The 24,004-nt window shown below is 56.4% G+C and carries 12 protein-coding genes, 2 tRNA genes and 1 pseudogene; 11 read left to right on the top strand and 4 right to left on the bottom strand.

Going from position 1 to position 24,004, the window contains the following annotated elements; genetic code table 11:
- Positions 1-119 precede the first annotated feature (119 nt).
- The 4 genes from QDI87_RS07140 (at position 120) to QDI87_RS07125 (ending at position 8,848) form a co-directional block, all read left to right on the top strand.
- Positions 120-1,877: a subtype B tannase gene (locus QDI87_RS07140; protein ID WP_278742706.1), complete on the top strand. Its 1,758-nt coding sequence runs from the start codon at positions 120-122 to the stop codon at positions 1,875-1,877.
- A 237-nt stretch (positions 1,878-2,114) separates the two neighbouring features.
- On the top strand, positions 2,115-2,993 hold the full coding sequence (locus QDI87_RS07135) for a LysR family transcriptional regulator (RefSeq protein WP_278743376.1): 879 nt from the start codon (positions 2,115-2,117) through the stop codon (positions 2,991-2,993).
- A gap of 389 nt (positions 2,994-3,382) precedes the next feature.
- Entirely contained in the window at positions 3,383-7,681 is a 4,299-nt protein-coding gene (locus QDI87_RS07130; protein WP_278742704.1) for an ESPR-type extended signal peptide-containing protein, read from the top strand.
- Positions 7,682-7,771: 90 nt separating this feature from the next.
- On the top strand, positions 7,772-8,848 hold the full coding sequence (locus tag QDI87_RS07125; RefSeq protein ID WP_255241125.1) for an IS30 family transposase: 1,077 nt from the start codon (positions 7,772-7,774) through the stop codon (positions 8,846-8,848).
- Here QDI87_RS07125 and QDI87_RS07120 read toward each other — a convergent pair.
- A complete protein-coding gene (locus tag QDI87_RS07120; protein ID WP_278742702.1) occupies positions 8,824-9,390 on the bottom strand; it encodes a helix-turn-helix domain-containing protein in 567 nt (188 codons plus the stop codon). The two genes, QDI87_RS07125 and QDI87_RS07120, sit on opposite strands and share 25 nt — an antisense overlap.
- A 109-nt stretch (positions 9,391-9,499) precedes the next feature.
- Here QDI87_RS07120 and QDI87_RS07115 point away from each other — a divergent pair.
- Together QDI87_RS07115 and QDI87_RS07110 are read left to right on the top strand one after the other, a co-directional pair.
- Positions 9,500-10,078 (top strand): annotated as a pseudogene (locus QDI87_RS07115) (IS30 family transposase); the annotation flags it as partial.
- Positions 10,079-10,174: 96 nt separating this feature from the next.
- Positions 10,175-15,013 (top strand): YadA-like family protein, encoded by a 4,839-nt coding sequence (locus QDI87_RS07110; RefSeq protein WP_278742701.1) that lies wholly within the window; start codon positions 10,175-10,177, stop codon positions 15,011-15,013.
- Positions 15,014-15,083: 70 nt separating this feature from the next.
- On the opposite strand, the gene QDI87_RS07105 is transcribed toward QDI87_RS07110, so the two are convergent.
- The 3 genes from QDI87_RS07105 to QDI87_RS07095 form a co-directional block, all read right to left on the bottom strand.
- A complete protein-coding gene (locus tag QDI87_RS07105; protein WP_055160431.1) occupies positions 15,084-16,571 on the bottom strand; it encodes a class I adenylate-forming enzyme family protein in 1,488 nt (495 codons plus the stop codon).
- Between the two features lie 138 nt (positions 16,572-16,709).
- Positions 16,710-18,104, bottom strand: a complete 1,395-nt coding sequence (locus QDI87_RS07100) for an amino acid permease (protein ID WP_036378462.1) — start codon at positions 18,102-18,104, stop codon at positions 16,710-16,712.
- A gap of 139 nt (positions 18,105-18,243) precedes the next feature.
- Positions 18,244-18,966: a phosphatase gene (locus QDI87_RS07095; protein WP_278742698.1), complete on the bottom strand. Its 723-nt coding sequence runs from the start codon at positions 18,964-18,966 to the stop codon at positions 18,244-18,246.
- Positions 18,967-19,142: 176 nt separating this feature from the next.
- On the opposite strand from QDI87_RS07095, the gene QDI87_RS07090 reads away from it, so the two are divergent.
- From QDI87_RS07090 to QDI87_RS07070, 5 genes are all read left to right on the top strand, one after another.
- Positions 19,143-19,219 (top strand) — tRNA-Val (locus tag QDI87_RS07090).
- Between the two features lie 46 nt (positions 19,220-19,265).
- Positions 19,266-19,342, top strand: a tRNA-Val gene (locus QDI87_RS07085).
- 300 nt (positions 19,343-19,642) lie between these two features.
- The gene (gene purB, locus QDI87_RS07080; RefSeq protein WP_036378460.1) at positions 19,643-20,935 is read left to right on the top strand and encodes an adenylosuccinate lyase; all 1,293 of its coding nucleotides are present in this window, start codon (positions 19,643-19,645) and stop codon (positions 20,933-20,935) included.
- A 103-nt stretch (positions 20,936-21,038) separates the two neighbouring features.
- Positions 21,039-22,325 (top strand): adenylosuccinate synthase, encoded by a 1,287-nt coding sequence (locus tag QDI87_RS07075; RefSeq protein ID WP_278742695.1) that lies wholly within the window; start codon positions 21,039-21,041, stop codon positions 22,323-22,325.
- Positions 22,326-22,553: 228 nt separating this feature from the next.
- On the top strand, positions 22,554-23,969 hold the full coding sequence (locus QDI87_RS07070; RefSeq protein WP_055160422.1) for a sugar porter family MFS transporter: 1,416 nt from the start codon (positions 22,554-22,556) through the stop codon (positions 23,967-23,969).
- The last annotated feature ends 35 nt before the right edge of the window (positions 23,970-24,004 follow it).

Genomic DNA, 24,004 nt, shown 5'->3' with positions numbered 1-24,004 from the left:
GAAAACGCCCCTGCTCTGGCGAAATCATTACGTTGAAATACGAGAATTAAAGACCGCTGTTCTGCAAAGAAAAGCGGTTTTCTTTTTGTCATGATAATCATGAAAGGATGGGGATATCTATGAACTTGAAGCAATACGTCTTGACAGCTCTGGCTGTCAGTGCCCTGACCATGCCTTGGACTCTGGGTGTGACGCAGGCTGCTGCTGCCGATGCTGCGGCACAGCCGGAAGCTGAGCCTGCTCCGCAGGCAGTGAGCAGCGCGGCGGCCACCACGGCCAAGACCGTCAAGGCAGACGCGCCAATCAAGGTAAAGCAGGCGAAGTACAGCCTGAAGTTCAATGCGAAGAACTACACGAAGGAGACGCTGAAGCTCGAGGGACAGGCGGTGGCATTCCGCGCCTACCGCGATGTCGTCTATACCGCAAAGCCGGCTTCCGTCGCCTCCGAGTCCATGAGCATCTTCATCCCCGAGGCGTATTTCCAGAAGGGCGGCACAGTCAATGGCTACACGGCGAAGACCGCGCCGATCTTCCTGCCCAATGGCGTCGGCGGCTACATGCCGGGCGAGAGCAAGGAGCCGAGCGCCAGTGACCGCATGAGCGGCGGGGCCAATGCCTCGCTCGTCGCTCTCTCGAAGGGCTACGTCGTGGCGGCCCCTGCTATTCGCGGCCGCACGACGGTCGGCGATGACGGCAAGACGTATGTCGGCAAGGCGCCGGCCTTCCTCGTCGACTACAAGGCGGCCGTGCGCTACCTGCGCTACAACCGCCATCGCCTGCCGGCCGGCAACACCGACAGGATCATCTCGGACGGCACGAGCGCGGGCGGCGCGCTCTCGGCTCTGCTCGGCGCCACGGGCAACAGCAAGGAGTACGATGCTGAGCTCCGGGCCGTCGGCGCGGCAAATGAGCGCGACGACATCTTCGCCGCGATGGCCTACTGCCCGATCACGAACCTCGACCATGCCGACATGGCCTACGAGTGGATGTTCAACGGCGTTAATACAGCATATCAGAGCAGCGTGCCGATGAGCCCGCTGCTGCCGCTGAAGGCAGGTTTCATGCCGGGAAGCCTCCAGGTGGGCGGCAAGACGGTGCCGCTCGGCCCGGGACCTGTCGTCCAGGGCGACAGCAGCGCTGTGACGGACCGCCCCGACAATGCGCCGACGGAGAGCAGCACCGCGACAGAGATGACGCAGGAGGAGCGCGTGGCCTCCGCACAGCTCAAGGCGCTGTTCCCCGCCTATGTCAACAGCCTGGGCCTCAAGGACCGTCAGGGGCGCGCGCTGACGCTCGACGAGGACGGCACGGGCAGCTTCGCCGACTACATCAAGTCGGTCTACGCCGCTTCGGCGCAGTCGGCGCTCGATGCGGGCGAAGACCTCTCAGCGCTCGACTGGCTAACCATCGAGAACGGCATGGTCAAAGATGTGGATCTTGCCAAGTATGCCGCCTGGGCGACGCGCCTCAAGGCAGCGCCGGCCTTCGACAAGTTCGACCGCAGCTCTGCCGAGAACGATGAATTCGGCACGACCGACAACACGCCACGCCACTTCACAGGCTTCTCGCTGACGCGCGATAAGGAAGCCGGTGCGACCATGGCGACGTGGGATGATGTCCGCCGCATGAACCCCATGTACTTCATCGGCCAGCAGGATGTCACCGTCGCACCGCACTGGCGCATCCGCCACGGGGCCAAGGACCGCGATACGAGCCTGGCCGTCCCCGCGCTGCTGGCCCTGAAGCTGCAGGACAGCGGCTATGACGTTGACTTCGCCTCGCCGTGGGGCAAGGGCCATGCCGGCGACTACGACCTCGCAGAGCTCTTCGACTGGGCCGACGGCCTATGCAAGGCAGCGGACACGCGCAAGAAATAACAGCATATGCCTCATGATTCGTGAACTCAATCAAGAGCATCTCGCTGACTGCGGGATGCTCTTTTTTTATTAGAAAATAAGCAGTAAACAAAAAATAAATGGTGTCCTTTCTTACAGCGAGCATTCATAGCTTCATGCTATAATAGAGTGTGACAGAATCGCAATGAAAAGAAAGAGAAGTGCATGGGTTGAGCGCGGCGCGCTTCTCGCTTATCAGGAAAGGTGAATCGTATCATGATGACATTGACGCAGATGCGTTATTTTTATGAGGTCTGCCAGTGGCAGAATATCACGAAGGCCGCCGAGCATCTCCACGTCTCGCAGCCGACGATCAGCGTGGCGATGCAGACGCTCGAGGCAGAGACGGGGCTGAACCTGTTTCACCGCGAAGGCCGGAAGCTCGTCGTGACGCCGGAGGGCAGTAAGTTACTTGTTAAGGTCAACCACATTTTAAGCCAGATGGACCAGCTCGAACTGGAGATCCAGGACATGGCGCACAACCGCAATCACATCCGCATGGCGTTGCCGCTGCAGATCGGCACGCGTTTCCTGCCGCGCATCCTCGGCGAGTTCCGTCGCACGCATCCGCAGATCAAGCTCGAGATCATCGAGTCGGGCGGCATCAGCGCTCTGCAGATGGTTGAGGACGAGAAACTCGACATCGCCCTGACGAACTACACGACAGGCTTCAGCCAGAAGCTCCATTACCAGAAACTCTACGACTGCGAATGCTGTTTCGTCACGTACCCGTCCCATCCGCTGGCCAAGCGCAAGGCCGTCTCGTTCGCCGATCTTGCCGATGAAGAGCTCGTTATGCTCGACAGCCACTACTTCATCTATCGCATCGTCCACGACCTCTATGCCCAGCACAGCTGCAAGCCGCACATCATCCACTTCTCGCCGTACCTCCACACGATCAAGAACCTCGTCGAGCGCGGTATCTGCTCGACGTTCCTCGCCCGCCAGGCAGTGCTCCCCGACGAGAACCTCGTCGCCGTCTCTCTCGAGAAGCCCTTCTACATCAATTCCGGCATCGTCACCAAGAAGGGCCGCCAGGTCTACGAGGACGAGCAGCAGCTCATTGATTATTTGAGAGAAATTACAAAAGATATGTAAATATACAATGCGAAGATAGAAAAAAGAAAATAAAAATTAATATTACCAAAAACTTGATTCAAGAGTTACCTTGCGATATAGTGTAGATAGATTCCATGCAACATTAATCCATACCTAGCCATACTGTTATATATACGGAACGCGAGTTTGTATTTGGTTGCATATCATTGGGAAAATGTTGCATTTATATAAGGAATACAGGAGAAGATTGGGATATCCTGTCGCTTATCGCATCGAACGCTTGATAGCAGGATGTGGAGATCCTTCAAGCGCGCTGAGCAGGCAGATATCACGTCCGTGTTTCTATGCCAGTATGTATAGGATGAATGAATATACATACACCCGGGGGTTATTTGGCTGCGTGTACAGAAGTACAAGGAAGGAACTCTATGAATCGTATTTATCAAGTTGTCTGGAGCCAGGTCAAGAATTGCTACGTCGTCGTCTCAGAGAGCGCAAGCTCCCACAGCAAGAAGAAGTCGGCTCACCTGGCACCGTCGACCACCAAGCGCACCATGCTGGCCATGAGCCTGGGCGCAGCCGTGCTGTTCGGATCGGCAGCTTCAGCATCTGCCGCAGCAGGCAAGGTCATTGGCGGCGGTGGTACAGAAAGTGGTGATACTTCATCTGCACAGGGTGAAGATGCTACAATCAGCGGCGGCTTTGTCAACCATGCAGAGGGGAATTATTCCAGTGTCAGCGGCGGCTCGAAAAACCATGCCAAAGGGACAAATTCCAGCGTCAGCGGTGGTACGGATAACCAGGCCTTTGGAGAAGACTCCAGCGTCAGCGGCGGTGGGCAGAACAAGGCTACTGGCAAGGGAGCCAGCGTTGCCGGCGGTGCACAGAATCAGGCTGGCGGTGATTTTGCCACAGTCAGCGGCGGTACCGGCAATAAAGCATTCGGCTATGGTTCGATCGTCATTGGCGGTACCGGCAATGTGGCGGGCAAGGTGGCCGTCGATGATAAGGGAAATTACCTGACCGATGCAAATGGCAACCAGTATCCGGCCGATCAGGGCAAAGATCCCTTTTTCCGCATCGGTCAGGATTCCGTCGCCATTGGCGGCGTCTCGTCTTCGGTGCAGGGCAACTATTCCGTCGGCATTGCCGGCGGCAGTACCAGTGCAAAGGCTGCCAGCGGTTTGGCCGCCGGCAAACAGGCTACGGTCACGATGGCCAATGGCGTGGCCATCGGCTATGAGTCCACGGCCTCTGTGATCGACGCATCTCGCACAGCGGATACAGAAGGGCGTATTGTATCGTTTGGTCATCAGGCAGGGGATGTTTACTATACCGTAGATTATCAGAACCATACGGTTACAGAAAACAAATATGACTCTGCTGCCTACAACCGTCTCGTCAATGTAGCTGATGGCATCGATGACCACGATGTCGTCGTCATGGAACAGCTCAAGAACGCCAAGGCAGAGGCAGTGGCAACGGCCAAGAACCAGATCAAGGTTAAGGGCGATGAAGTCAACGTTCATGCAGAAGAAACCACGGACAAGGCCGGCGTACAGACTACGACCATCAGCCTGAAGCCAAAGGTCACGCTGAAGGAGAGTACGGACACCACCGGCGCGAAACAGGTGGTGCTCGACGGCACGGCAGGCACCATTTCCGTCGGCCTCAGCACGGATGCAAAGAACTACATCTCGCTGAATGGGACGACGGGCGTGGCCAAGGTGGGCGCTGTCGAGATCGGCAATCAGAACTTCACCTATACGTATGACAAGCCTGACGGAATGAATGATAACGGTACGGTGAAACTCACGTCCACCCGGGCTACTGTAGAAGGATCCTTTGTGACGGGTCTCTCCAACAAGACCTGGACGCCGGGCAACTATGTGACCGGCCGGGCAGCTACGGAAGATCAGCTGGAACAGGCAGGCCGCCACTTCCTGAGCATCAAGACGGCCAATAAAGATGATGATGGCAATCCGATAACGCCGGTGAAAGAACGAGCACTGGCCAATTACTACAATGATGGTGCCACGGGCTCGGCTTCCATGGCCTTTGGCGTGGGCACCACGGCACAGGGGAATCTATCCCTGGCCATGGGCGTCAACAGCTCCGCTTCAGGCCTGAATTCTCTGGCCATCGGCTATGGCAATGAAGCAGCCGGCACGCAGTCGGTAGCTGTGGGCAACGGCACCAATGCCAGCGGCAATTACTCCGTTGCCATGGGCCTTGGCGCTGAGGCCGGTACGAAGAATACAGATGTAGAGTCTACCGACCATGGCGGTGCTGTAGCCGTTGGTTATGGTGCTGGCGCAGCAGAAACCGGTTCGGCCGCCTACGGCTATTCGGCTACGGCAAGTGCAGTAGAATCCTCGGCTTTTGGTACCAGTGCGCAGGCCAATAAAGAAGGCAGCATAGCCTTGGGTGCTCACTCTGTAGCCAACCGGGAAAAGGGATCTACCGGTTATTTAGCGCCGGATATGACAGATCCCGCCAATGCAGCCAAGGCAGCGACCTGGGTGTCCACTTCCGGTGCTGTTTCCCTGGGCGGAACTGACGCAGCTGAAGCCGGAGCGAACAAGACCATCAGCCGCCAGATCACGAATCTGGCCGCCGGTTCCGAGGACTCTGATGCTGTCAATGTGGCTCAGCTCAAAGCTTTGGCAAGCCAGGGTATGAACTTCCAGGGCAATGATACGACGACCTCTGTCCACCTGAACCAGGGCGGCACGCTCCTGCTCCAGGGCAGCGGTACCAAGAAGGATGAAGAATACTCCACGCAGAATGTGAAGGTCTTGACCGATGCAGCTAATCAGCGACTGTCCATTGCCCTGGACAAGAATCCGGACTTCGATTCGGTGACGGCAGGCACAGCGCTGACCGACGCAGATAACGGCAAAGCCGGTTCCATCAAGATCGTTGGAGCAGACAGCAAAAATAAAAATAAGGCCACGACCATCACGGCGGGCTATGCCGCTTCGCCGGAACTCGCCGGCGCCAATGGCACGGGCCGCATCAGCTATACCGACGGGGATGGCACAGCTCATACCGTGGCTACCCTCGGCGATGGCCTCAAGCTGGCCGGAGACGCGGGAAAGGGCAGCGTTGCTCTTGACAACACCCTCACCGTTTCCGGAGGCGCCACGAATCTGGCAGATGGCAGTAATATCGGCGTCACGGCCAACGGCTCCACCCTTTCCCTGAAACTGGCCAAGAACATCACCGGCCTCGATACGGTGACGGCCGGCGGCGTCAAGATGGGCACGCAGACGGATGGCAATGATACCACCAAGAGCGGGAACTACGTCACCGGTCTTGACAACAAGACATGGACCGTAGGGCAGACCCAGCCGGTCACGGGCCGTGCTGCTACAGAGAATCAGCTGAAGAGCGTCGCTGATGTAGTAAATAGCAACAAGACCCAGATTACGACCAATACGAATAATATCGCCAAAGGGCTGAATTTCTCTGCCAGCAACAAGGTGGATGGCGCCTATAAGACGGTCAACCGCGCTTTGGGCAGCACAGTGGCAGTCCGCGCCAATGATGCCCAGGACGGTCATACCTACAAGACGGACAACCTGACCACGGAGATCGACGACAACGGCATCATCACCGTGAAGATGGACACCAAGCTCACGGCGGATAAGGTGACCGTTGGCACAGGTGACAATGCCATCACCCTTGACGGAAGCAATGGCAATGTGACCACCGGATCGTCCACCCTGGGCGGCACGGGCCTGACCATCACAAATGGCCCCAGCGTCACCACCAGCGGCATCAGCGGTGGTAGCAAGCAGATCACTGAGGTCAAGAGCGGTGCATCCAGGTATGATGATTCCAATAATCCGATATATGGAACAGACACCAATGCCGCCAATATCGGCGATGTCAAGAATATTGCCGCAAAGACGGTCACCGTCAGCGGAGACGGTACAAATACGACAGTCGCTAAGACTACCAATGCAGACGACGGAACGGTGGACTACAAGGTTTCCCTGAATGACAGCGTGACACTGGGCAGCGATGCTGGAACACAGGTTTCCTTGAATGGCAAGACCGGTGTCATCAAGGCTGGCAATCAGGCGACTATCGACGGCAGTGCAGGAACGGCTTCCATTGGCAATCTCTCCTTGGGGACTGTTGCAGCGAATACCCTGACCTTAAACGGTAAAGATGGCAAAGACACCACCCAGAAGGCAGATGCAGGAACGTATGCAACGGGCTTGACCAATACGACTTGGGACGTCGCCAACCCGTCTTATGTCAGCGGTAGAGCTGCGACGGAAGACGAACTCCTGACTGTATCCAATACCGTTAACTCCGGCTGGAAGGCCCAAATTAACGGCAAGGATGTCAAGACTGTCACACCGACCGATAACACCTTGAACTTTGTGGCAGGGGATAATATTTCCCTTTCCAGCGGCAAGGATATCAAGATTGCCACTACACCGGATGTCAATTTCACAACGGTCAGCGTCGGTGGTACCAATACTAGCGGCACTTATACAGGCGGCATTTTCCTGGGAAATCAGGCTGGCGGTGGTGCTAATGGCAGTGCTGATTCCCCGATTATGAGTATTACAGGACTTAAAAATACAGCCTGGGTGAAGGACAACTTTATGTCCGGCCGTGCGGCTACAGAAGATCAGCTGAACGCAGTAGCCCAGCAGATTAAAGGCGAAGTCAACGCTGCTGATATTTATGGGTCAGTTGTAAAATGAACTTGAACAGTTAATCAAAAAATAAAAATCCATAGTGAAGCTTCATGTTAAAATGGTTTTGGAGAAATCATCAACAAAGGAGCAATCACTATGGATCACATCCATTCTAACACAATTGAGGACGTACGTACACCCGGTCGCCATCTTTCTTTAGAAGAACGTGGCATGATTCAGGCTCTGCATCGTCAGGGGCATTCCCTTCGCGACATCGCTGCCGCGGTAGGATGTGCTCATACGACTGTTTTCTATGAGCTTCGGCGTGGAACGCCGGAGCGAAAAAGCAAGCACGGTCGCGCCCCTCAGTATATGGCAAAACGCGGTCAGCAGTCTTACGCAAAGAATCGCAAAAACTCCAGGAAACCTTGTAAAATCGACCATGACGACTGCGAGCCATTCATCCAATGGATGGTAGAACGAGTCCGTCTGGAACGCTGGTCACTGGATGCTTGTGTTGGCTATGCCAGGCTGAATAAGCTGTTTACGCCGGAACAGATTCCCTGTACCAAGACGCTCTACAACATGCTTTGGTCTAACAAGCTTCCACTGTCGCTCTTCGAAGTGCCGCGGGCCTTGAGACACAAGCGCCACCGCAAATGGGTACGTAAAAACAAGCGTATGAAGGGGCGCTCCATTGAGGAACGTCCTGCCATCGTCAATGATGGCACGGAGATTGGCCACTGGGAAGTGGATACAGTCGTTGGTCAGCGCGCAGGCCGTGAGGCAGTAGTGTTTACCGCTGTTGAAAAGGTTACACGCAACTACATCGCCATCCGCATTCCTGGACGTACCTGTGCCGGCGTTGAAGCCGCTCTTGCACAGTTGCAGGAGCTGTATGGCACAGAACGCTTCAGCCAGATTTTTAAGACGATGACGGCCGATAACGGTCCTGAGTTTGAGACTCTGTCGCAGTTCGAGCATCTTGGCACCAAGGTGTACTTTACGCATCCGTACAGTTCGTGGGAACGGGCTCAGAATGAACGCCACAATGGCCTACTGAGGGATTTCATCCCAAAAGGCATGTCCATGGAGCGGTTCTCTGATGAGGATGTCCTGAACACGGCAGATACACTGAACCAGCGCCCACGTCGTGTTTTGGGCTACCATACACCGTCAGAACTATTTGATGCATTCCTCGATGAAGTTTATGCTATTGAGTGTGTTTCTTGATTATGAGTGTTCAAATTCAACTTGCAATTTACCACCCATTTGCGGTGGCGCTTGTGTCTCAAGGCCCGCGGCACTTCGAAGAGCGACAGTGGAAGCTTGTTAGACCAAAGCATGTTGTAGAGCGTCTTGGTACAGGGAATCTGTTCCGGCGTAAACAGCTTATTCAGCCTGGCATAGCCAACACAAGCATCCAGTGACCAGCGTTCCAGACGGACTCGTTCTACCATCCATTGGATGAATGGCTCGCAGTCGTCATGGTCGATTTTACAAGGTTTCCTGGAGTTTTTGCGATTCTTTGCGTAAGACTGCTGACCGCGTTTTGCCATATACTGAGGGGCGCGACCGTGCTTGCTTTTTCGCTCCGGCGTTCCACGCCGAAGCTCATAGAAAACAGTCGTATGAGCACATCCTACCGCGGCAGCGATGTCGCGAAGGGAATGCCCCTGACGATGCAGAGCCTGAATCATGCCACGTTCTTCTAAAGAAAGATGGCGACCGGGTGTACGTACGTCCTCAATTGTGTTAGAATGGATGTGATCCATAGTGATTGCTCCTTTGTTGATGATTTCTCCAAAACCATTTTAACATGAAGCTTCACTATGGATTTTTATTTTTTGATTAACTGTTCAAGTTCATTTTACAACTGACCACCGCAAATGGGTACGTAAAAACAAGCGTATGAAGGGGCGCTCCATTGAGGAACGTCCTGCCATCGTCAATGATGGCACGGAGATTGGCCACTGGGAAGTGGATACAGTCGTTGGTCAGCGCGCAGGCCGTGAGGCAGTAGTGTTTACCGCTGTTGAAAAGGTTACACGCAACTACATCGCCATCCGCATTCCTGGACGTACCTGTGCCGGCGTTGAAGCCGCTCTTGCACAGTTGCAGGAGCTGTATGGCACAGAACGCTTCAGCCAGATTTTTAAGACGATGACGGCCGATAACGGTCCTGAGTTTGAGACTCTGTCGCAGTTCGAGCATCTTGGCACCAAGGTGTACTTTACGCATCCGTACAGTTCGTGGGAACGGGCTCAGAATGAACGCCACAATGGCCTACTGAGGGATTTCATCCCAAAAGGCATGTCCATGGAGCGGTTCTCTGATGAGGATGTCCTGAACACGGCAGATACACTGAACCAGCGCCCACGTCGTGTTTTGGGCTACCATACACCGTCAGAACTATTTGATGCATTCCTCGATGAAGTTTATGCTATTGAGTGTGTTTCTTGATTATGAGTGTTCAAATTCAACTTGCAATTTACCGCTGATATTTATGTAGAGAGCGGATCTGTTTCTTATGATACAAAGGGCGATGGAACTGGTACATTGCAGCGTTCTAATAAGACTACAGGCAATCTGACTGGTCTCCACGATTACTATGTCACCGGCGGCAGTGTCAGTGCCGATGGTAAAACGCTGACACTAACGAAAAACGGCGGCGATGCCATTCCGGGGATTGACCTGACCAACGTCCTGGATCAGGACAGCCATCTGGTGGTTGCTGACGGTGGTGCATACACCGTAGACAGTGACGGCAAGGTAACACTCAAGGTAAAAAATAACGTAGCGGGAAGTACTCCTACGGATGTAGTGATTTCCGGCATCGCTAGCAATGCGGCTCTGCAGCAAGGCCTGAATTTCAGGGCCAATGCTGCTGAAAAAACGGATGGCAGTGCTACCTACAATGCCCAGTTGGGAGGAACTGTCAGCGTGTTGGGCGGTGCAGCACAAGAGAAGCACACCTATAACACGGATAACATCACCACTACCATGGACAACGGCACCATTACGGTGAAACTGGACGATAACCTGACTGCCACTAGCCTGACGGCAGGATCGAATACCGTTGATGGCAGTGTAAAAGTTACTGGTGCCAAGGGTGCCTATGTGGAGATGGACGGCAGTGACGGTTCCATTCATCTGGGTAACAACGGCGGCCGCTATTCGGCACTGTATCAGGACTATGGCGGCAAGGGCTTCCTGTCTTCTGAAACCTCACCCCGTCTGGAATATGCGGTGGACAATGACCCGAATACGCGCCATACCATTGCCACCCTCGACGATGGCATGAAATTTGCCGGTGATGATGCTAAGACCGATGCAACAAATGTGGTCAGCAGGGCGCTCAACAGCAAGTTGAATATTACGGGCGGGGCTGATACCAACGGCCTGACCAATGGTAACATCGGCGTGGTGAAGAACGATGCTGGTGACGGGCTGACCATCAAGCTGAACAAAGACCTGACGGATATGAGTACCATCAGCTTTGCGCCGACTGCAGGCACCACCGGCAGTGGCATCAAGATTGGCTCCCAGACCATTGCCAACAACGGTACCAGCCCCAACTCTGCGACTGGCGACTACATCACGGGCCTGACCAACACGCAGTGGTCGAAGGACGGCATCGTCAGCGGCCGGGCGGCTACGGAAGACCAGCTCCAGCAGGTGGCCAAGTCCATTGTCAATGGCTCGGCTACGGGCGGCGGCTTTGGCCTCAGCGCAGATAAGGCAGACAGCACGAATGCAACGGAGGTCAAGCAGGATCTCGGCAGTTCCATCAAGATTACTACTGGCGGTGACACCAACCTGTCCACGCAAGCAGATTCTGCCAACAAGGCCATTGTCGTTTCTCTGAATAAAGAATTGAACCTGACGAAGACGACCCTTACGGATGGGACAACTGGAGCCACTACGGTGGTAGATGGCAATGGTGTTGTCATTACGCCGAAGCAGGGGTCTGATGCGGACAAGGTAAAACTGACCACCGATGGCCTGTCCAACGGCGGCAAGCAGATTACCAATGTACAGAGCGGCCTGAATGGTACGACCATTGAAAATGCTGCTGGAGATGTGTTGAACCATGGGGCCACCATTGGCGACTTGCAGACTGTCAGCAATGGCGTGAAGACAGACCTGACAGCTACGGGTTTGAACTTTAAAGGCAATAATGAGGATACTACGGTTCATCGAAATCTGGGCGACACTTTGATCATTCAGGGAACCGGTGCGGATGGCCGCACCTATGATGGCGGCGCCAATGTGCAGGTCCTGGCTAATAAAGATACGGGTACCCTGACCGTTCAGTTGGATCGTGACCTCAATGCCCATACACTGACGTTGGGAAAAGCCAGCACCGGTACGGATAAAGCCGGAGAGGCAGGTACCCTGATTATCAACGGAACGAGCAACAATGGTTCAATCCAGCCTGTTTCCATCAGCACAGGCTATCAGGATACCAAGGATGATACGAAGACTGCCCTGAAGACCAACATGTCCCGCATCACGTATTCCGGCGATAGCCAGCATACCCATACCGTCGCTACGCTGGAAGATGGTTTGCAGCTCTCTGGTGATAATGGTGAAACAGCCAACACCACGCTCAATAAGAAAGTGACCATCAAAGGCGGTGTCACGAGGGATAAACTGGTGGATAATTCCACAGATCCCACGAAGAACAACAACATCGGCGTCATTGCCAGCCAGGATACGGATGGCAATACCACCCTTTCCCTGCAGCTGGCCAAGGATATCACCGGTCTCAATACGGTGACGGCCGGCACGGTGGTCATGGGCAAACAGACGGTCATCAGCGCGGGGAAGGTACAAAGCACCGGAAACTATGTCACCGGCCTTGAAAATACGACCTGGGACGGTACAGATTATGTTTCCGGCCGGGCGGCTACGGAAGACCAGCTGAAGAAAGTCAGCGATTCCATCCAGACTTCTGTAAACAGTGCCCAGTTTGGGATTACCGCCGGCGGCCTGGCTGATGGGGGAGATGTGACGGTCAAGAAGAATCTCGGTGAATCCATCCGCATCTATGGCGATGCTCCGGTAACTAATGAGAAAAACGATGGCTCCGGGGATTTCTGGGACCGCAGCAAGGCCAATATCCTGACCAAGGTGAAGAAGGATCATGATGGCAATGACTACGTCTCCGTAGAACTCCAGGATCACCTGGAAGTGGGTACCCACGTAGGGAAGAATACAGATGGCACGGCTGTTGCCGGTGTGGATGGCAGCATGCAGTTCAAGGGCGCTTCTGCCAAAGAGGTGAACATCACCGGCGATACTGGCATTGCCCTGAGCGACGGCGATGGCAACGCTAGGACAGTGACGGCTGCGCTCCATCAGAACGATGGCGTAGGCTATCTGGATCTTGTCGGTTCTGGGGGAGCGTTCACCAGCCTGTTTGCCCAGAATGGGGCACAGAATCTGTCTCAGGATAATACTTCTAAGACTCGTCTGACCTATAAGGACCAGAACGATAAGTCTCATGATGTGGCTACCATGGACGATGGTCTTGTCGTCGCTGGCGACAACGGACATGTGACGCGCCTGCTGAACAGCACGCTGAAGATGTCCGGTGGAGCTGATACCACGAAGCTCACCGACAAAAACATCGGCGTAGTAGCCAATAGCTCTGGTGATGGTCTTGATATCAAGTTGGCTAAGGATCTGACGGATATCGACAGCATCACTATGACGGGCGGCCTCAAGCTCAATAGCTCCAATGGCTCGTCGACCATCACGGGCCTGACGAATAAGAGTGTCGATTTGCCTGACTTCGGCAAAGCTGGCCGAGCTGCTACAGAAGAACAGCTGCAGCAGGTGAAGGGCAGTATCACTGACGTTAAACAGGGCGGCGGCTTCGGCCTGGCAGATGACAAGGGGACGGCTGTCAAGGCAGACCTCGGCAGTATCATTGGCATCCATGGGGATGGCAATATCACCACGGCTGTTTCCGACGATGGCAAGTCGCTTAACATCGGCCTGAAGAAAGATGTCGACCTCGGCAGCGATGGCTCCATCAAGGCTGGCGGTGTCACGATCGACAGCAAGGGTATTGACGCTGGTGGCAAGAACATCACCAATGTCAAGAGCGGTATTGTCAAGGGCGATGACAGCGACAACAAGAACGCTGCCAATATCGGCGATGTGAAGAACATTGTCGATGGCAAGATCGGTGATGTCAACGGCAAGATTGACAACATCACGAAGGATGTCTCAAACATCAAGACGGATGTGTCGAATATCAAGCAGACGAAGCGCACGTATCAGGGCGATGATGGCAAGACCGTCGATGTCGACTTTGGCGGCGCGCTGAGCCTGACGGGCGGCGCTACGGAAGTTGCTGAGGACAAGAACATCGGTGTCGTCAAGAATGGCGCGAATGGCCTGTCCCTGCGCCTGGCGAAGAACCTCGGCGGCCTTGACAGTGTCACGACGGGCAAGACCACGATGAATGACAGCGGCCTGACCATTGCGGGCAGTGATGGCAAAGCCGGTACGACCATCACCAATAGCGGCATTAAGATTGCCGCTAACGGCGACAATACCCATGCCGTGGAAGTCACGAACAGCAATGTCTCCATGGGCGGCCAGCAGATCCACGATGTGGCTCCTGGCACGGCTGACGGCGATGCGGTCAATGTCTCGCAGCTCAAGAAGAGCGTCGGGGCGCTCGGCGGGGCCATCGACAAGGTGGACCGCCGCGTCGACCGCGTCGGCGCCGGTGCGGCTGCTCTCGCGGCCCTGCATCCGCAGGATTTCGACCCGGATGACAAGTGGGACTTCGCGGTGGGCTACGGCAATTACCGTGGCGCGAATGCGGCGGCTGTCGGTGCGTTCTACCGTCCGAATGAGGACACGACGTTCTCGGTTGGCGGCACGGTCGGCGGCGGCGAGAACATGGTCAATGCCGGTGTCAGCTTCAAGTTCGGCCAGGGCAACCATGTCTCGAACAGCCGCGTGGCCATGGCCAAGGAGATCAAGGACCTGCGCAAAGAGGTCGAGAGCCTGCGCAGTGCCCTCGTCGATGTGGCGGCTGGCAAGCAGCTCGATCCGGCGAAGACGAAGCTCTTCCCGGACATGCCGAAGAATCACTGGGCCTACAAGGAGATCTCGGAGCTGGCTGGCAACGGCCTGCTCGACGGGTATCCGGATGGGGAGTTCAAGGGGGATCGCATGATGACCCGCTACGAATTCGCCCAGATTGTCTACAACCAGATGATGGCGGGCAGGGAGCTCAGCGACCGCCTCGTGCAGGAGTTCGAGCCAGAGCTCGAGCACATCCGCATCGATGTCATCGCGCGCCACAAGGATGGCACGCCGTCCATCGAGCGCGTCCGCGTCAACAAGCCTGCTGACAAGAACAGCAAGTAACGCGCAAATCACGACAAAAAAGCCGGAAGGTTTCTCGGATGAGAGACCTTCCGGCTTTTGCTGTATGCGATTATTTGGCGTTCTTCTTGGCGAGGAAGTCCTTGAGGATCTGGCGCTTGGCAATCTTGCCGGTCGAGGTGCGCGGCAGGGACGGGAGCTCGTGGAATTCGCGCGGAATCTTGTAGAGCGCGAGGTTGGCCTGCAGGAACTTCTTGAGCTCGCGGATGTTGATGGAGGCGCCGTCGTGCAGGCTGTAGAAGCAGGCACCGGCCTGGCCGCGCAGCTTGTCGTCGATGCCGACGACGGCGGCTTCGCTGATGCCCGGGAACTGGTAGATGAGCTCTTCGACTTCGCGCGGGTAGATGTTCTCGCCCATGCTGATGATCATGTCCTTGATGCGGTCGACGATGTAGATGTAGCCCTCTTCGTCGGCGCGGGCGACGTCGCCCGTGTGGAGCCAGCCGCCGCGCAGCGCGTTCTTCGTCGCGTCGGGCAGGTTCCAGTAGCCGAGCATGATGTTGTCGCCCTTGACGATGAGCTCGCCGGCCTCGCCCTTCGGCACTTCGTTGCCGTCGGAGTCGATGAGCTTCCAGGCGACGCCCGGCACGACGGGGCCGCAGGAGCCGACTTTCGGCTTTTCGGGCGGGTTCATCGTGACGACCGGCGACGTCTCGGAGAGGCCGTAGCCCTCGCAGATGTCGACGCCGAACTTGTTCATGAAGTCCTGCTCAATCTGCAGAGGCAGCGTCGTGCCGCCCGAGACGACGAGGCGCAGCGAGGCCATGTCTTCCTTGCTCGCGAGCTTCGTCAGCAGGCTGCAGATCGACGGCACGATGTAGAGGTCGTTGATCTTCTCCTCGCGGATGACGCTGATCGTCTCTTTCGGCGTGAAGGAGTCGAGGATGACGATCTCGGCGCCACAGTAGAGCGGGTAGAGCACGGAACAGGTCCAGCCGAAGCAGTGGTACATCGGCAGCACGCAGAGCACGTGGTGCTCGGCCTTGCAGTGCATGATGCTCATCTGACTGGCGTTGGTGACGAGATTGCGATGCGAGAGGACGGCGCCCTTCGGCGAGCCCGTCGTGCCGGACGTGTAGATGATGACGCAGGGGTTCTGCTCATCGAAGGTCGGCGGCAGGGACGGCGCAGCCGGGATGCTCGCGTCAATCTTGCCCATCTGGCGGATGTCGTGCTGTGTCACGCGCATGTCGCAGCGCAGGGCGGAGAGCGCGTCGACGAGGTTCAGCGGCTGGTACGTCAGGATGTGGCGCGAGCCGGAATCCTTGATGATGTAGGCAATCTCGCGGTTGCTGAGCTGGAAATTGATCGGCACGGCGATGGCGCCGAGCGAGGCGATCGCCATGTAGGCGTAGATGTAGTCCGCACTGTTGCGGGAGAAGATGCTGACGCGGTCGCCGACGCGGACTCCGGCAGCGTAGAGGCGGTTGCGGCAGGCTGCGACGTGCTCCTGCAGTTCGCGGTAGGTGATGCGGCGCTCGTGATCGACGATGGCGAGGGAATCAGGCTCCCCCTGGCAGATCAGTTCATGTACAAACATTCTATTCCCTATTCCTTCCTCAGGAGCAGAGATGCTCCTGTAGCACAGGACAATTCTTCTTCGTTACAGCCTTAATTTTATACCAGGTCATAATTTTTGTCAAAGCATAATGTACCGGCGGCGTGATTTTCGCCGCACTCATTCCTCGTCGTCGTGCGGATGCGCGAGGGCGCTGTGCTGGTAGCTGTAGCCGAAGTAGACGAGGCAGCCGAAGGTGCACCAGACGATGAAGCGAACCCAGGTCTCCCAGGGCAGGTGGTACATGAGGTAGCCGCAGGTCAGGACGGCGAGCGGCGCGATGAGCCAGACGAGCGGGCAGCGGAAGGTGCGCGGCACGTCCGGCTTCGTGATGCGCAGGACGAGGACGCCGATGGCCGCGACCAGGAACGCGGAGAGCGTGCCGATGTTGGCCATCTCGGCGATGACGCCGATGGGGACGAAGCCCGCGATGATCGAGACGAAGATGCCGCCCATGACGGTGACGATGTACGGCGTGTGGTAGCGCTTGTGGATCTTGCAGACGCGCGCCGGGACCATGCCGTCGCGGCTCATGGCGAAGAAGATGCGGGCCTGGCCGTAGAGCAGGACGAGCAGGACGGTCGTGATGCCGGCAATGGCACCGACACCGACGACGGCGGAGCCGAGGTTGTAGCCGATGTAGCGCAGGGCGAAGGCAACTGGCTCCGGGTTGTTGAGCTCGGTGTAGGGCACGATGCCCGTCAGCACGCCGGCGACGACGACGTAAAGGGCGGTGCAGATGACGAGCGAGCCGATGATGCCGATCGGCAGGTCGTGCGACGGGTTCTTGCATTCCTCGGCGCTCGTCGCGACGGCGTCGAAGCCGATGTAGGCGAAGAAGACGATGGCCGCACCGCCGAAGATGCCCGAAACGCCGAACGGCATGAAGGGCTCCCAGTTCATCGTGTCGACGTGTGGGATGGCGAGCAGCAGGAAGATGGCGATGGCCGTGAGCTTGACCCCGACGAGGATGCGGTTGAGCTTCGTGCTCTCCTGCGTGCCGCGGATTAGCAGGACGGAGAGCAGCAGCGTGATGAAGATGGCGGGGATGTTGATGATGCCGCCGTCTGCCGGCACGTGTGTCAGCGCGTGGCCGGGGTCGATGCCCGCCGAGAGCAGGAGACCCGTGACGTAGCCTGACCAGCCCGAGGCGACGGCGCTCGCGGTGACGGTATACTCGAGGATGAGGTTCCAGCCGACGATGAAGGCGATGAACTCGCCGAGCGATGCATACGTGTAGGTGTAGGCGCTGCCCGAAGCCGGCACGATGGAGGAGAATTCTGCGTAGGCGAGGCCGGCGAGCGCACAGGCGAGTCCGGAGATCATGAAGGAGATCGTGACGGCCGGGCCCGCGTACTTGGCGGCGGCGACGCCCGTCAGGACGAAGATGCCTGTGCCGATGACACAGCCGATGCCGAGCAGGATGAGGTCAAAGGCGCCGAGCGTCTTGGCCATGCCCGAATGAGCAGCCGTCTCGCGCATCTGCTCAATACTTTTGGTACGGAACAAGTTCATTTTTTACCATTCCCTTTTCTGTCTACAATGCATTAGCGCAGCATGATAAATAAGATTTACAACGTTACTATTATAAGTAAGGAAAAAGCCTCCGTCAATATGACAGAGGCTCTGTAAGGCAAAATACAGGGCAGAGGCGTCAGGCGCGGATCCACTCCTTGAATTTCTCCGGCGAGCTGTTGATGACGAGTTCTTCCGGGAAATCGGCCTCGCGGATGACTTCTTCCGAGAGCGCATGATTGCCGACATCGAGGTCGATGTGCGCATCGCTGCCCATGATGACGTGTGTGCCGTACTTCTTGCAGGCCTGCAGCATCTTCTTGGCGAGGTCCCGCGAGCCGGAGCGGCTGCCGCCCGGGCGGTAGGAGCTGTTGTTGCATTCGAGCAGGACGTGGCGCTCCTTGGCAGCCTTGGCAATCTTGTCGAAGTCGACCGGGAAGCGCGGATTGTCCGGATGGCCGATGATCTTGACCTGAGGCACCCACATGGCGCTCATGATGGCCGTCGTGTTGTCGAGTTCCGTACCCGGATTGATGCAGGGGTCGTGCAGGCTCGCGATGGCGTAGTCGACGGAGTGCAGTGCCTTCTCCTCAAGGTCGACCTTGCCCGTCGTGTTCAGGATGTTGAGCTCCACGCCCATGAGGAGTTCCACGCCGGCTTCCTTGCCGTAGACCTCGCGGTCAAAGATGCGCAGGTTCTCGAAGTAGAAGCGGTGCGTCGAGCCCGGCATGGCCGGTGCGTGGTCGGCGATGCCGACGAGTGCGAGCCCCTTCTTGCTGCCAGCTGCAATCATCTCGCGGATCGTGTTGTAGGCATGGCCGCTGGCCAGCGTGTGCATGTGGACGTCGAGTAAGTCTTTCATAAAATCAATCCCCCAAACAATTGATAGTATCCTGCCCCTCATTATACCACGATACTGTGTTTGGAGGGGGTCAGATGGGGGCAAATCGAGGTGCCAAAAATTTTTTCAAGAAATTTGGATTTACCTGTTGACATTTCGAGGGGACTCCTTTATAATAAATCTTGTCGTTAAGACATGGGGTTATAGCTCAGTTGGTTAGAGTGTCTCGTTGACATCGAGGAGGTCACAGATTCGAATTCTGTTAACCCCACCATTTATGAAAGATGAGGTTTCGTCGAACGGCGAAACCTTTTTTGTTCGCTCGCTTAGCTCAGTTGGCTAGAGCATCTCCGTCACATGGAGGGGGTCGGGGGTTCGAATCCCTCAGCGAGCACCATATTGACATCCAGGCCGTGCGCATTGCGCACGGCTTTTATTTTTGTCTCTACTTGTTTTTGGGGAATGATGCGCCTGTGCGGATCGGCTCTGCTTCCTATATTGTAGGAAACGGGCGGGTACATTGACACTGGGGCCTGCAAGATGATATGATAGATAAGGGAATATTGGTAACTTCTCCAAACTCAAAACGAGACTTTCCGGAGGCAAGACAGTCGGGAAGTCAATTTGAGTTTTTTCGTCGTGTTTTCACTTCCGCGGTGCAGAGACGCCGCCAGGAAATTGAGGAGGAAATCACTAAATGATCGAGCGTTATACTAAGCCGGAAATGGGCCATCTCTGGTCTATCGAGAACGAGTGGCAGCAGATCCTGAATGTCGAGATGGCTGCCTGCGATGCCATGGCCGAACTCGGAGAGATCCCGAAAGAGGCTGCCAAGAACATTCGCGCGAAAGCAAAATTCGATGTCAACCGCATCCATGAGATCGAGTCGGTCACGCACCACGACATCATCGCGTTCCTGACGAACGTCGCCGAGAATGTTGGTGATGACTCCAAGTACATCCACAAGGGCCTGACGTCCTCGGATGTCAAGGACACGGCATACTGCATGATGATGCGCGATGCCTGCACGATCATCCTCGATGACCTCAAGAAGTTCCGCGAGGTCCTGCGCCGCCGCGCGAAGGAATTCAAGCATACGCCGTGCATCGGCCGCACGCATGGCATCCATGCAGAGCCGATGACGTTCGGCCTCAAGCTCCTGCTCTGGAGCGCTGAGATCGAGCGCGACATTGAGCGCATGGAGCATGCCAAGAAGATCGTCTCGGTCTGCAAGCTCTCGGGCGCTGTCGGCACGTACTCGAACATCGACCCGAAGATCGAGCAGATGGTCGGCAAGAAGCTTGGCCTGACGCCGGTGCGCCTCGCCACGCAGGTCATCCAGCGCGACCGCCACGCTGAGTTCGTCACGTCGATCGCCATTTGCTCCTCGACGCTCGAGAAGATCGCGACGGAAGTCCGCAACCTGCAGCGCACGGATATCCGCGAGGCTGAGGAGTACTTCTCCCCAGGCCAGAAGGGTTCTTCCGCTATGCCGCACAAGCGCAACCCGATCAACTGCGAGCGCATCTCCGGCATGGCCCGCCTGAACCGCGGCAATGCCGTCGCAGCTCTCGAGGACATCACGCTCTGGCATGAGCGCGATATCTCCCACTCGTCCGTCGAGCGCGTCATCCTGCCGGATTCGTCGATCAACCTCGACTACTGCACGCAGAAGCTCACGGACATCATCGACAAGCTGCTCGTCTACCCGGACAAGATGCTCCATGACATGAACCGCACGGGCGGCCTGATCTACAGCCAGCGCATCCTGCTGTCGGTTGTCGACAAGGGTGTGCTGCGCGAGGATGCCTACAAGTGGGTACAGCGCAATGCCATGAAGCGCTGGATGGAAGGCCAGGACTTCCGCACGAGCGTCGAGCAGGACCCGGATATCACGAAGTACCTGACGAAGGAAGAGATCGATGACTGCTTCGACTACAAGTACTTCCTGCGCCATGTCGATATGATCTTCGAGCGCTTCGGCCTCTGAGCATACAACTAGTGAATGAAAGCCTCTTCTCCCTTCGGGGAGAAGGCTTTTCTATGTCTGTGGACATCGCACCGGATGATCCATCATAAAGGAGAGACTCATTATGTCAACAGTAGTAGTAACGGGCACCCAGTGGGGCGACGAGGGCAAGGGCAAGATCGTCGACTATCTCGCGCAGCAGGCTGAAACGGTCGTCCGCTTCCAGGGCGGCAGCAATGCCGGCCATACCGTCGTCGTCGATGGTGTAGACTATAAGCTGCGCCTGATGCCGTCGGGTATCCTCTTCAAGGGTTCGCACTGCGTCGTCGGCAATGGTGTCGCATTCAACCCGAAGGTCATGCTGCAGGAGATGGACAGCCTCGCAGAGCGCGGCATCGATCTCTCTGGCATCCGCATCAGCAACCGTGCGCAGCTCGTCCTGCCGTATCACTGCCTGATGGATCAGCTCGCCGATGATGCGCGCGGCAAGGGCAAGGTCGGCACGACGCACAACGGCATCGGCCCGTGCTATGTCGACCGCGACAACCGCATCGGCATCCGCGTCTGCGACTTCATCGACAAGGAGGAGTTCGCAAAGCGCCTCAAAGAGAACCTCGCGATCAAGAACCGCGAGCTCAAGCTGCTCTACGACCATGAGCCGCTCGACTATGATGAGATCCTCGCCGAGTACAACGGCTATGCAGACCGCCTGCGCCCGTACGTCTGCGACACGATTGCCCTGCTCGACGAGGAGATCAAGGCCGGCCGCAAAATCCTCTTTGAGGGTGCACAGGCCACGATGCTCGACATCGACTACGGCACGTATCCGTACGTCACGGCTTCGCACCCGATCTCGGGCGGCGTCGCCATCGGTGCCGGTGTAGCTCCGCAGAAGATCGACAAGGTCGTCGGCATCGTCAAGGCTTACTGCACGCGTGTAGGCGAGGGTCCGTTCCCGACGGAACAGCTCAACGCGACGGGCGAGAAGCTGCGTGAAGTCGGCCACGAGTACGGCGTCGTCACGGGCCGTCCGCGCCGCACGGGCTGGCTCGACGCCTGCGTCGTCCGCTATGCCGGCATCCTCTCGGGCATCGACTACATGGCCGTCACGCGCCTCGACATCCTCGACAGCTTCGACGAGATCAAGATGTGCGTCGCCTACAAGTACAAGGGCGAGATCCTCAACGAGATCCCGGCAAGCCTCAAGGTCCTCGCCGAAGTCGAGCCGGTCTACGAGACGTTCCCGGGCTGGAAGTGCGATATCACCAAGGTCCGCAAGTACGAAGACCTGCCAGAGAATGCCAAGAAGTACCTCACGCGCATGGCAGAGGTGACGGGCATCGGCCTCGGTATCGTCTCCGTCGGCCCGAACCGCGACGAGACGATCGTCATCGCCAACGACATCTTCTGATTGGCAATACTGTAGGATATAGAGCAAGGTGCAGCTGCGATTGGGCAGCTGCACCTTTTTTTTACAAAAGAGTCAGAAAACAACCTATAATCATTTAAGTCAACAAGAAATTAAAAACAATAAAAATAGATTGACAAACAGAGCGGCCGGTGCTATATTTAAATCATGAAATGTGCTCGAACACAAATGAGCCTAACCAATGAATTTTAAACAAAGGAGAGACAAGAAATGGTAACAAGCACAGGAAATGCACCGGAGAAGAAGATCTCCAGCGCATTCATTTATTTCTTTGGATCTTTCGGCGGCATTCTCTTCGGTTATGACATCGGCGTCATGACCGGCGCGCTGCCGTTCCTGCAGAATGACTGGAGCTTGCAGGGCAATGCCAGCATCATCGGTTGGATTACATCGGCAGTTATGTTTGGTGCAATTTTTGGCGGTGCAATGGCGGGACAGCTTTCGGACCGTCTCGGCCGCCGTAAGATGATCCTTATCTCGGCTATCATCTTCGTCATCGGCTCTATCCTCTCTGGTATTGCGCCGCATAATGGTGAGTATTACCTCATCGGCGTGCGCATCCTCCTGGGCCTCGCCGTCGGCGCGGCTTCCGCTCTCGTCCCGGCTTACATGTCGGAGATGGCACCGGCTCATCTGCGCGGCCGCCTTTCGGGCATCAACCAGACGATGATCGTCTCGGGCATGCTGCTCTCTTACGTCGTCGACTTCCTGCTCAAGGACCTGCCTGAGACGATGGCATGGCGCCTGATGCTCGGCCTTGCTGCTGTACCGGCCATCATCCTCTTCCTCGGCGTCCTGCGCCTGCCGGAATCCCCGCGTTTCCTCGTGAAGCATGGTCTCGTCGATGAGGCTCGCCGTGTGCTCGGGTACATTCGTAATACGAAAGATGAAGTTGAGGCAGAACTTGCTGATATCAAAAATATGACGGCTACGGAAGCCAATCTCAAAGAGCCGTCGCTTGCCACGCTGTTCTCAGATAAATACCGCTATCTCGTAACTGCCGGTGTCGGCGTTGCTGCATTCCAGCAGTTCCAGGGTGCTAATGCGATTTTCTACTATATCCCGTTGATTGTCGAGAAGGCAACGGGCCAGGCTGCAAGCTCCCAGCTCATGTGGCCGATCATCCAGGGTGTCTTGCTCGTCCTCGGTTCGCTGATTTTCCTCGTCATTGCTGATAAGTTCAACCGCCGCACGCTGCTGACGGTTGGCGGCACGATTATGGGCCTTTCATTCATCCTGCCGGCTGTTATCAACAGCATCATCCCAAATGCTGATCCGATGATGATTGTCTTCTTCCTCTGCATCTATGTTGCGTTTTACTCCTTTACGTGGGCTCCGCTCACCTGGGTTATCGTCGGCGAAATCTTCCCGCTGGCCATCCGTGGCCGTGCTGCAGGCCTTGCTTCGTCGTTCAACTGGATTGGCTCGTTCCTTGTCGGCCTGCTGTTCCCAATCATGACCGCGTCGCTCTCACAGGCAACGGTCTTTGCAATCTTCGGTGTTATCTGCATGCTTGGTGTATGCTTCATTCGCAATTGCGTTCCGGAGACGCGTGGCCATACGCTCGAAGAAATCGAAGCTGCTGGCACGAAGAAATCTGCAAATGCATCGGTGCACAATGCCTGATGGCAATCCAGTAATTGGATAGGGATATTGCAAAG

The organism is Mitsuokella jalaludinii, assembly GCF_928722185.1.
In the GTDB taxonomy this organism is placed as follows: Bacteria; Bacillota; Negativicutes; order Selenomonadales; family Selenomonadaceae; genus Mitsuokella; species Mitsuokella jalaludinii.
This window is presented reverse-complemented; position numbering and strand designations above follow the sequence as displayed.

Coding starts and splice junctions, on each gene's coding strand:
- QDI87_RS07140 (WP_278742706.1), top strand. CDS start 120: ATGAACTTGAAGCAATACGTCTTGACAGCTCTGGCTGTCAGTGCCCTG.
- QDI87_RS07135 (WP_278743376.1), top strand. CDS start 2,115: ATGACATTGACGCAGATGCGTTATTTTTATGAGGTCTGCCAGTGGCAG.
- QDI87_RS07130 (WP_278742704.1), top strand. CDS start 3,383: ATGAATCGTATTTATCAAGTTGTCTGGAGCCAGGTCAAGAATTGCTAC.
- QDI87_RS07125 (WP_255241125.1), top strand. CDS start 7,772: ATGGATCACATCCATTCTAACACAATTGAGGACGTACGTACACCCGGT.
- QDI87_RS07120 (WP_278742702.1), bottom strand. CDS start 9,390: ATGGATCACATCCATTCTAACACAATTGAGGACGTACGTACACCCGGT.
- QDI87_RS07105 (WP_055160431.1), bottom strand. CDS start 16,571: ATGTTTGTACATGAACTGATCTGCCAGGGGGAGCCTGATTCCCTCGCC.
- QDI87_RS07100 (WP_036378462.1), bottom strand. CDS start 18,104: ATGAACTTGTTCCGTACCAAAAGTATTGAGCAGATGCGCGAGACGGCT.
- QDI87_RS07095 (WP_278742698.1), bottom strand. CDS start 18,966: ATGAAAGACTTACTCGACGTCCACATGCACACGCTGGCCAGCGGCCAT.
- purB (WP_036378460.1), top strand. CDS start 19,643: ATGATCGAGCGTTATACTAAGCCGGAAATGGGCCATCTCTGGTCTATC.
- QDI87_RS07075 (WP_278742695.1), top strand. CDS start 21,039: ATGTCAACAGTAGTAGTAACGGGCACCCAGTGGGGCGACGAGGGCAAG.
- QDI87_RS07070 (WP_055160422.1), top strand. CDS start 22,554: ATGGTAACAAGCACAGGAAATGCACCGGAGAAGAAGATCTCCAGCGCA.